Source organism: Salinibacterium sp. ZJ70 (assembly GCF_011751865.2).
Taxonomy (GTDB): Bacteria; Actinomycetota; Actinomycetes; order Actinomycetales; family Microbacteriaceae; genus Homoserinibacter.
This window is the reverse complement of record NZ_CP061770.1, coordinates 804,182-814,148: the sequence shown is the minus strand read 5'-3', so window position 1 is coordinate 814,148 and position 9,967 is coordinate 804,182. Positions and strand designations below refer to the sequence as shown.

The following is a 9,967-nucleotide window of genomic DNA, read 5'->3' as shown; positions in this document are numbered from 1 at the left end:
CACATGAGGGGTGGACAGATGGTTTTCACACGTGCGACCCACCCGGCATTCATCAAGCGGGCGGTTCGTAGACTCGGTCGAGCCCGCAGACGGTGACGAATCACCGTCTGCTCGATCATTGGAGAACCCATGCTCAGCCGCAGCATCCCCCTCGCCACCGCCGCATGGCTGGTCGCCGCCGCCGCCATCCTCACCGGGTGCAGCGCCACGCCGCAGGACTCCCTCGACGGCGAGCCGACCGTCGAGGAGATCGAGATCGGCGCCGAGCAGCCAGGAACGACCGTCTTCGCAGACGGCACCCTCACGTCGTCCAAGCTCAGCATCCGCATCACCGACAGCGCCGTGATCCCGCAGGGAGAGTCGGGCAACGAATACGGCGAGGCGCCCGTGCTGGCCGTGTGGTTCGAGACGACCAACACGTCGGGCGAGGAGATCGACCCGCTCACCGCCTGGCTGACGCACGCCCGCGCCTACCAGACCGTCTCGGACCTGCCCGCCGAGCTCTCACTCGGGATGGCCCCCGACAGCGAGCTGTCGATGGCGATGACGACCCCGATTCCCGCAGACGCGACCGTCATCGGAGCCGTCGCCTACCTCCTCGCCGACGACGAAGCGCCCGTCGAGCTCGTGCTGAGCGACACCTTCCTCACCGAGGTCGGGCGAATGAGCCTCGCGGTCGGCTGATCGGCGCGAGCAGCCTCCACCTCCGCGGGTGCGTCAGACGACCTTCTTGACCACACTCGACTTCAGCTGCATGCGGCCGAAGCCCGGAACGGTCGCGTCGATGTCGTGGTCGCCGACCCCATCCTCGATGAGGCGGATCCCGCGCACCTTCGTTCCGACCTTCACGACGCCGCCCCCGGCGCCCTTCACCTTCAGGTCCTTGACGATCGTCACCGTGTCGCCATCGGCGAGCACGTTGCCGACGGCATCCGTGATCTGCGCGGTCGCCGCGGCGTCATCGACCGCCGCGTCGGCAGCCCACTCGTGGCCGCACATGGGGCACACGAGCAGAGAACCCTGCTCGTAGGTGTAGGCCTCGCGGCACTCGGGGCAAGGGGGAAGCGCGTCAGACATCACGTCGAGCTTAGGCGCGGCGAGCGGCCAGACCGATCGGGTGACCGCCTCCACCCGACGACGGAACTCCCCTCGCGCTCGTTCCACCTCGTGAATGCGTCGTCACCATGCCCGCCCGCGAAGATCGATCGCCCCTTCGGGCCACTCCGACGAGGGACCCAGCGGAAAGACGAGGAGCGGCTGCCCGGCAGGATCCGTCGAGGGTCGCCCCTCCCGATCCAGCGACCGTTCGACAGCCGCCACGCGCGTCCACCCGCATGACTGGTAGAACGGCAGGACTGCGTCACGGCATCCGAGGTAGCCGAACTGGATGCCGCCGGCATCCCTCATCGACGCGACAGCCGCGCTCATGAGCTGCTCCCCGAGTCCCCGACCCCGAGCATGACCGGCGACGAGCACCCCGCCGACGCCCGCGATCACGACGTCCCGCTCCCCGACGCCGATCTCGCGGCGCGCCCAGCCGACATGACCGACCGTCGCATCACCTCGGCGCGCGATCACGTGAACGTCGTGGGGTGCATAGCCGTACGGCTGCTGCGGGTTCCAGTCACCGAACTCCGTGAGATTATTCGCCATCGAACAGCGCTCGGAGTCCCGCGAGGTCGCCGCGGGACAGCTCACCATGCGCAGCGACGTGGATGGTCAGACTCATCCGATGGACGATACCGTCCATCGTCTCGCCTCGCCCGCGGTTCGCTCAGCGGCCGGACAGAGTCAGACGTTGAAGCGGAACTCCACCACGTCGCCGTCCTGCATGACGTAGTCCTTGCCTTCGATGCGGGCCTTGCCCTTCGCGCGGGCCTCCGCGATCGAGCCGGTGTCGACCAGGTCCTGGAACGAGACGACCTCGGCCTTGATGAAGCCGCGCTCGAAATCGGTGTGGATGACGCCCGCCGCCTGCGGAGCCTTCCAGCCCTTGCGGATCGTCCAGGCGCGCGCCTCCTTCGGACCCGCCGTGAGGTAGGTCTGGAGGCCGAGAGTGTCGAAGCCGATGCGCGCCAGCTGGTCGAGTCCCGACTCGGTCTGGCCCGTCGAGGCGAGCAGCTCCGCGGCATCCTCGGGGTCGAGGTCGATGAGCTCCGACTCGACCTTCGCGTCCAGGAAGACGGCCTTCGCGGGCGCCACGAGCGCCTCGAGCTCCGCCTTGCGGGCGTCGTCGGTGAGCACCGCCTCGTCGACGTTGAAGACGTAGATGATGGGCTTGGCCGTCATGAGGCCGAGCTCCTTGAGCAGCTCGAGCTCGAGACCCTTCACGCGCGACAGCGGCGTGCCCTCGTCGAGAGCCTTCTTCGCCTCCTGCGCCGCGGCGAGCACCGCAGGGTCGGCCTTCTTGCCCTTGACCTCCTTCTCGAGACGCGTGATCGCCTTCTCGAGAGTCTGCAGGTCGGCGAGCGCGAGCTCCGTCGTGATGACCTCGAGGTCGTCGCGCGGGTTCACCTCACCGGCGACGTGCACGACATCGTCATCCGCGAATCCGCGCACGACCTGCGCGATCGCGTCGGCTTCGCGGATGTTCGCGAGGAACTGGTTGCCGAGGCCCTCGCCCTCCGACGCGCCCTTCACGATGCCCGCGATGTCGACGAAGCTCACCGTCGCCGGCAGGATGCGCTCGGATCCGAAGATCTCGGCGAGCACCTTCAGGCGCGGGTCGGGGAGGTTGACGACGCCCACGTTCGGCTCGATCGTCGCGAACGGGTAGTTCGCCGCGAGCACGCTGTTCTTGGTGAGTGCGTTGAAGAGGGTCGACTTGCCCACGTTGGGGAGACCGACGATGCCGATGGTAAGAGCCACGGGGCACAAGCCTACCGGGGCGATCCTCCGCTCCTCCCCTGCACACCCGCTCCGCCCCCGTCCCCGCCCTTCTCCCCTTCGGGTGGGTGGGCCCCGGTTGGACGGGCGGCCCGGATTCGGGCCGGAAAGTGAGGAATCTGGGCGCGACACGCCCGGGATGCTTGCAGATCGGATGGCACGGGTTTACCGTGGCTACCGCGTCGTGAGGTACGGCGCGTGTGACCACTGAAAGGAGCCGGCGATGATGATCCAGAAGAGCATCTGCCGCGGAGGCGCCATCGCGCCCCGTCTCGGCTTCTTCGGCGGCCTCACCGCCTGACGTCTCGGCGTTTCTGCGCCGCCGTCAGTGACGGTGGCGACGCTGAGAAGCCTGCACTGTGAGCATCGCTCCCGTGCGCCCCGTCCCTCGACGACCCGGCTGGGCCGGTGTCGCATCCTCGCCGCTCCGAGCGGCTCCCCCGCCGAACCCCGCATCCGGGGTCGACGTCGTCCCACCACCATGAAGGACACTGCTCCACCATGAATACGACCGTGACGGTCGAGCCCCGTCTCCCCGACACCATCAACGACACCACCATCAACCCCGCGACGCACCCTCCGGTGCGCCGCCTGAGCATGCTGGATCGCGCGGCGCTGCACCTCGGTGTGGCGCTGATCCGCTGGGGCCGCCGACCCCATCGGGCGCTCGCGCGCTACGAACGCCGCGCGAACGGCTACGAGCGGCGCCTCGCGCTGGCGCATGAGGCCGCCGTGACGGCCTACGAGGATGCCCGCACCCGCGCGTACCTCGGCACCATGCGATGACCGCACACGGTCGGACCGCCTCCTCCGCCGCGAGAGGCGGTCCGATCCGCGGTGGTCTGCTGGATCCCCCGGATGCGGCGCGTCCGCGAACGGGCGTCGGTGCCTCGTGCGAGAGTCGAGACGTGCCAGTGGACTTCACCGCGATCGACTTCGAGACAGCGAACGGCTCCAGTGCGAGCGCCTGCTCGGTCGGTCTGGTGAAGGTCCGCGACGGGCGCATCGTGGAGCGTGACGGCTGGCTCATCCAGCCGCCTCCCGGCCACGACCACTTCGTCGAATGGAACACGCGGATCCACGGCATCCGCGCGGATGACGTGCTCAGCGCGATCACGTGGACGGACCAGTTCCCCCACCTGCTGGACTTCGCGGGCGACGACATCCTCGTCGCCCATAACGCCGGATTCGACATCGGCGTGATCAAGGCGGCGTGCGCCGCCACCGAGCTCGAGGTGCCCGCGCTGTCGTACATGTGCAGCCTGCAGCTCGCGCGCAAGACGTACACCCTCGACTCGTACCGCCTGCCGCTCGTGGCGGCGGCGGTCGGATTCGCCGACTTCCCGCACCACGACGCGATCGCCGACGCCGAGGCGTGCGCAGCGATCATGATCGACGCCGCGCGCCGCCATGAGGCCGCTGACCTGCCGCAGCTGAGCGAGCGATCGGGTGTGCGGCTCGCGTCGGTGGCGCCCATCGCGGTCGCGATCGCCAGCTGACGCCCGTCTCAGCGAGGTCGAAGCTGAAGGTCTCGTTCGCCTGGCGTCCCGCGTAGCGGTGGCGGTTCAGTCGGTGGCCCCCGGCAGCGGATGCATGAGCAGCTCGGCGCGCTCGCGCACGTAGGCGAGCAGCGGTGTGGGCTCGGCGCCGCGCATCCACTGCACACTGAGCTGGTCCCCCTCACCCACCAGCGGCGCGGTCGGTTCGCCGAGATCGAGCGGGTGTGCATCGACGACGATCGTCGCGCCTGCCGTGATGCCCGACTTCTGGGCGAGCAGGAACAGCTCGTTGCGGCGCAGGGCCATTGCCGAGCGGTGATTCGGGTGGGTGGGCTTCTTCACCGCGAGAACCTCGCCCGTGGCGAAGAGCGCCCCCGATGCATCGAGGCAGACGGCACCCAATCGCCACACCTCGCCGACGACCCGCATCCGCTCGCCGCGGAAGCGCCGCTTCACGATGTCGACGCGCGCTTCCGTCGACACGTGCGCGTCAGCAAGTTGCGCCGCGATGCGCGCGAGTTCGGTGCGGATGTCGGTCATGGGTGCCTCCCGACGCGACGGTACCACCGCGCCGTCCTCCAGGCTGTGGGGTCTGTCGTCGCCGAATTCGGTTCGACGACGCCCCTGCTCACATCACCGCTGTGGGGTGCCTGCCGAGCGTCGGCGAACGACAACCAGCAGGAGGCCGGCGAGCAGGAGCACAGCGGAGGCCGCGCCGACGGCATTCAGCTCGATGCCGGTTTCGGCGAGCGCCGGAGTGGCGGGCACCGGAGCGGCGGGCACCTCCGGGGTCGGCTCATCCACGAAGAAGATGGCCCACGCGGCCGAGCAGGTGTCTCCGCGCAGCGTCGGACCCTGCATCGCGAAGCCGAGCTCAGCATCGCTCACGTCGGCCGAGGAGAGCGTGACGATGCAGGCGTCTCCCTCGGCGCGGACCACGGACCAGAGGCGTCCCGTGGCGTCGAAGTCCGAGGTCTCGGTCGCCCCGATGGCCTCGTCGATGCGGGTCGCGGCCCACGTGGTGGTGTCGATGAGAAACACGTTGTCGGCGTAGTCGGCGATCACCATGCGTCCATCCGCCGCGGTCGCGAGCGAGGCGAGATCGTACGCGTTGCCACCTTCCCCCGAGATCGTGTGGGTCGATTCGACGGCCGCGGTCGTCTTGTTCACGACATGCAGGAGGCCGCCCTGCTCCAGGATGCGGAGGACCCCATCGGCGTCGATGTCGAGGCCGTCGCACTCGGCGATGTCCAGCATCTCGCCGACGAACGTCTCGGTCGCCGTGGCGAGATCGAGGGAGTACAGCATGCAGCCGTCGACGTCGTCGAAGAAGTATGCAATGCCGGTGGTGGGGTCCCAATCGGCTGCCCACGCGCGGTAGTTCTGTTCGAGCTCGCCCACGAGGTGCACCGTGCCGTCCGCGTCGATCGTGACGAGCTGTGAGGTGAGGTCTCCGCCGTTCTGTTGGTACTCGATGCCGTAGAGGGTCTGCCCCGCGGGAATCGCGGCGGGCACGTCGTCGGCCTGTGCGGCGACGGCTCCACCCAATGTCAGTGCGGCGGTGGCTGCGACTGCGCTCATGGCGGCGAAAGGGCGCGAAAGGCGCATGTGTGATGTTCCCCTGATCGTGCACGCGACAGCGCGCCTCGACACGCTAGCACCTGCAGACACGTCTATTCCTGCCCTGCGCACGGGGACACGCCGCACTTTCTGAGGACCAGTCACCCCGAATCAAGGAAGGGGCACCCGCGAACGAGTGCCCCTTCCGGTTCGGTGACCGATCAGTTGGTCGGGAACCCGAGGTTGATGCCGCCGTGCGACGGGTCGAGCCAGCGGCTCGTGATCGCCTTCTGGCGGGTGAAGAAGTGGATCGCGTCGGGACCGTAGGCCTTCGTGTCGCCGAAGATCGAGTCCTTCCAACCGCCGAACGAGTAGTAGCCGACGGGCACGGGGATCGGCACGTTGATGCCGACCATGCCGACCTCGACCTCGCGCTGGAAGCGGCGCGCCGCTCCGCCGTCGTTGGTGAAGATCGCGGTGCCGTTGCCGTAGCGGCCCGAGTTGATGAGGGCGAGGCCCTCGTCGTAGGTCGCGACGCGCACGATCGAGAGCACCGGTCCGAAGATCTCGTCGGTGTAGACCTTCGAGCTCGTCGGAACCTTGTCGACGAGGGTCGGGCCGAGCCAGAAGCCGGAGGCGTCGCCGTCGACCTCGATGCCGCGGCCGTCGACGACGATCTCGGCGCCATCCTGCTCGGCGACCTCGAGGTAGCCCGCGACCTTGTCGCGGTGCTCCTTCGTGATGAGCGGACCCATGTCGCAGTTGCGGGTGCCGTCGCCCACCTTGAGGGTCGACATGCGCTCGCTGATCTTCGCGATGAGCTCGTCGGCGACAGGTTCGACCGCGACGACGACCGAGATCGCCATGCAGCGCTCACCCGCCGAGCCGAAGCCGGCGTTGACGGCCGAGTCGGCGACGAGGTCGAGGTCGGCGTCGGGGAGGACGAGCATGTGGTTCTTGGCGCCGCCGAGTGCCTGCACGCGCTTGCCTGCTGCGGTGCCGCGCTCATAGACGTACTTCGCGATCGGGGTGGAGCCGACGAACGAGACGGATGCGATGTCCTCGTGGTCGAGCAGGGCGTCGACCGACTCCTTGTCGCCGTGGACGACGCTGAACACGCCATCGGGGAGGCCGGCCTCCTTGAGCGCCTCGGCCATCCAGATCGCGGCGGTCGGGTCCTTCTCGGACGGCTTCAGGATGACGGCGTTGCCCGCGGCGAGCGCGATGGGGAAGAACCACATCGGCACCATCGCCGGGAAGTTGAACGGGCTGATGACGGCGACGACACCGAGCGGCTGACGCACCGAGTAGACGTCGACACCGGTCGAGACGTTCTCCGAGTACTCGCCCTTGAGCAGGTGCGGGATGCCGCACGCGAACTCGACGACCTCGAGGCCGCGCGCGATCTCGCCGAGCGCATCCGAGATGACCTTGCCGTGCTCCGACGTGAGGATCTCGGCGAGTTCGCCCTTGCGCTTGTTCAGGATCTCGCGGAAGTTGAAGAGCACGGTCTGGCGCTTGGCGAGGCTCGCGTCGGCCCACGCGGGGTAGGCGGCCTTCGCGACGGAGACGGCGTGGTCGACGTCGCCGGTCGTGGCGAGGCGGACCTCCTTCTGCACGACGCCCTGCGCGGGGTTGTAGACGGGGGCGGTGCGGGTGGACGCGCCAGCGAATGCGGTGCCGCCGACCCAGTGGTCGAGGATCTCGGTCATGTCTGTTGCCTTTCGACGGATGCTCTCACTCTCCCCCGCCGGGGCCGTGCAATCAAGCACGAGTATCGCCCAGCAGATGTGCAGAAATGCACACGGCGGGATGAGGGTCCGTCAGCGCCCGACGAGCTCCGACGCGCGCGACTGCGCCTCGTGCCTGAGCGCCCGACACACCTCCGCGACGGCCTCCGTCGCGGGCGACTCCCGGCGTACGACGAGCGTGTACTCGAGACGCAGATCCACCTGCTCCGGCAGCACCGGCACGAGCTGCGGATCGCCCTGCGCCATGAACGAGTGCAGCAGGCCGACACCCGCGCCCGCTCGCACCGCATCGAGCTGGGCGAACACGTTCGTGCACCCGAATCCCACGTGCATGCCCTGCAGGAGCGAACCGAGTTCGAGCTCGCGCACCGTGAGCAGGGCGTCCACGTAGAACACGAGCCCGTGTGCCCGCAGATCGTCGAGCGAGCTGATGGGGTCATACCGCGCGAGGTACTCGGGAGAGGCGTAGAGGCGCAGCGCATAGGGCGCGAGCAGCTCCGCCGCTAGGCGGGTGTTGGGCACCGAGCCGACCGTCACCGCGACATCGAAGCCCGAGCCGTGGGAGGTGAGCGGACGCGTCGCCGTCACGAGCTCGATCTGCAGATCCGGGTTCTCGGCGCGCACGCGCGCGAGCGCGGGCGCCACGAACCGGGCCCCGAATCCGTCGGGTGCCAGCACGCGCACCGCACCCCGGATGCGCGAGGCCTGCTCGCCAGCGGCAGCCGCGAGCACGTCCTCCACGACCTGGTCGAGCCCGGATGCCTTGGCGACGACCTCGCGACCGACCGCGGTGAGCGTCCACCCGTCCGCCGCCCGATCGATGAGGCGCGCACCGAGAGCGGTCTCGAGGCGGTCGATGCGGCGGCGCACCGTCGTGTGATCGACCTTCATCGCGGCGGCAGCGGAGACGAGCCGGCCGGCGCGGGCCACCGCGACGAGGAAGCGCAGATCGTCGACGCTCACATTCGGGGCAGGTCTCATGGGCTTCACCCTACGGCGCGGGCGGCGGGTCGCTGTCGGATGCCGGTGCGAGACTTCGGGCATGGACGCACTGCTTCCCCTGCTGATCGGCCTCGTGCTCGGCGCCGCGATCGCGACGATCGTGACGGCCGCCGTCTGGCGTGCCCGCACGACCTCCGCGACGGCGGTGGCTGACGCCCGCGTCGAGGGCATGCGCGAGCAGCTCGATTCGGCCCGCGGCATGTACGCCGAGCTGCTGCAGCGCACCGAGGCCGAGGCCCGCCAGCGGTCAGCGGCGCTCACGGATGAGAACCGCGTGCTGCAGGCGCTCGCCCCGGTGAGCGAATCCCTCGAGCAGATGCGCGCCAAGGTGGCCGAGCTCGAAGGGCAGCGCAGCCGCCAGCACGGTGAGATCGCCGAGCAGCTCCGCCATGTCACGGCCTCCGAGGAGCGCCTGCGCCAGACGGCTGAGGGCCTCGCCGGGGCCCTCCGCAACAACGCGACGCGCGGCGTGTGGGGCGAGACCCAGCTGCGCGCCGTCGTCGAAGCGGCGGGGATGCTCGAGCACGTGAACTTCGACCTGCAGTCGACCATCTCGGTCGATGGGCGCACCGCGCGCCCCGACATGATCGTGCGCCTGCCGGGCGGCAAGAGCATCGCCGTCGACTCGAAGGTGCCGTTCTCGGCCTACCTCGAGGCGTCGGCGATCCCCGAGACGGCCGACGACGCCGAGCGCGCCCGTCGCGCGAGCCTGCTCGCCCAGCATGTGAAGGCCGTCCGAGACCACGTCACCGCACTCGGGGCGCGGCGCTACTGGGACGGCCTCGAATCGAGCCCGGAGATGGTCGTCGCGTTCATCCCGAGCGAGTCGCTGCTCTCGGCGGCGCTCGAGGCCGACCCGTCGATCATGCAGTTCGCCTTCGACCGTCATGTGGCGCTCGCCTCCCCCGTGACCCTCTTCTCGGTGCTCAAAGCCGTCGCGGTGAGCTGGCGGCATGAGATCGTCACGCAGGAGGCGCGCACGCTCTTCGATGTGTCGCGCGAGCTGTACGGGCGCATCACCACGCTCGCCACCCACGTCGACAAGCTCGGCCGGTCGCTCGAGCGCAGCGTGCGCGACTACAACGGATTCGTCGGCTCGCTCGAGCGGCAGGTGCTTCCGTCGGCTCGACGCCTCAGTCAGCTCGACGAGACGAAGGTGCTCGCACCCGTGGGCGAACTCGACGCGGATGTGCGCCAGCTCGCGGCCTCCGAGCTCATCGAATCGCTCGAAGCCGACGCCGCCACATCACGCAGCATCGGCTGACGTTT

11 protein-coding genes are annotated in these 9,967 nt (G+C 69.2%); 4 read left to right on the top strand and 7 right to left on the bottom strand.

All coding sequences use genetic code 11. The features are described from left to right. The first annotated feature begins 129 nt into the window (after positions 1-129). Entirely contained in the window at positions 130-684 is a 555-nt protein-coding gene (locus HCR12_RS03945) for a DUF5067 domain-containing protein (RefSeq protein WP_166867556.1), read from the top strand. A 33-nt stretch (positions 685-717) separates the two neighbouring features. Here the strand turns inward: HCR12_RS03945 and HCR12_RS03940 are convergent, their stop codons facing one another. From HCR12_RS03940 to ychF, 3 genes are all read right to left on the bottom strand, one after another. Further along, positions 718-1,077, bottom strand: a complete 360-nt coding sequence (locus HCR12_RS03940) for a zinc ribbon domain-containing protein YjdM (protein ID WP_166867558.1) — start codon at positions 1,075-1,077, stop codon at positions 718-720. Between the two features lie 102 nt (positions 1,078-1,179). Continuing rightward, positions 1,180-1,653, bottom strand: a complete 474-nt coding sequence (locus tag HCR12_RS03935) for a GNAT family N-acetyltransferase (protein WP_224763650.1) — start codon at positions 1,651-1,653, stop codon at positions 1,180-1,182. 138 nt (positions 1,654-1,791) lie between these two features. Then, positions 1,792-2,868, bottom strand: a complete 1,077-nt coding sequence (ychF, locus tag HCR12_RS03930) for a redox-regulated ATPase YchF (RefSeq protein ID WP_166867560.1) — start codon at positions 2,866-2,868, stop codon at positions 1,792-1,794. A gap of 531 nt (positions 2,869-3,399) precedes the next feature. On the opposite strand from ychF, the gene HCR12_RS03925 reads away from it, so the two are divergent. Next, positions 3,400-3,672: a hypothetical protein gene (locus tag HCR12_RS03925; RefSeq protein ID WP_191412356.1), complete on the top strand. Its 273-nt coding sequence runs from the start codon at positions 3,400-3,402 to the stop codon at positions 3,670-3,672. Between the two features lie 122 nt (positions 3,673-3,794). Then, a complete protein-coding gene (locus HCR12_RS03920) occupies positions 3,795-4,385 on the top strand; it encodes an exonuclease domain-containing protein (protein ID WP_166867565.1) in 591 nt (196 codons plus the stop codon). A gap of 66 nt (positions 4,386-4,451) precedes the next feature. Here HCR12_RS03920 and HCR12_RS03915 read toward each other — a convergent pair whose 3' ends face one another. From HCR12_RS03915 to HCR12_RS03900, 4 genes are all read right to left on the bottom strand, one after another. Continuing rightward, a complete protein-coding gene (locus HCR12_RS03915; protein WP_166867567.1) occupies positions 4,452-4,925 on the bottom strand; it encodes a hypothetical protein in 474 nt (157 codons plus the stop codon). Positions 4,926-5,018: 93 nt separating this feature from the next. Beyond that, positions 5,019-5,966, bottom strand: a complete 948-nt coding sequence (locus tag HCR12_RS03910) for a hypothetical protein (RefSeq protein WP_166867569.1) — start codon at positions 5,964-5,966, stop codon at positions 5,019-5,021. Positions 5,967-6,166: 200 nt separating this feature from the next. Further along, positions 6,167-7,657 (bottom strand): CoA-acylating methylmalonate-semialdehyde dehydrogenase, encoded by a 1,491-nt coding sequence (locus tag HCR12_RS03905; protein ID WP_166867572.1) that lies wholly within the window; start codon positions 7,655-7,657, stop codon positions 6,167-6,169. A gap of 111 nt (positions 7,658-7,768) precedes the next feature. Further along, positions 7,769-8,677, bottom strand: a complete 909-nt coding sequence (locus tag HCR12_RS03900; protein WP_166867574.1) for a LysR family transcriptional regulator — start codon at positions 8,675-8,677, stop codon at positions 7,769-7,771. Between the two features lie 61 nt (positions 8,678-8,738). Between HCR12_RS03900 and HCR12_RS03895 the strand changes: the two genes are divergently transcribed. Next, positions 8,739-9,962: a DNA recombination protein RmuC gene (locus HCR12_RS03895; RefSeq protein ID WP_166867576.1), complete on the top strand. Its 1,224-nt coding sequence runs from the start codon at positions 8,739-8,741 to the stop codon at positions 9,960-9,962. Positions 9,963-9,967 lie beyond the last annotated feature (5 nt).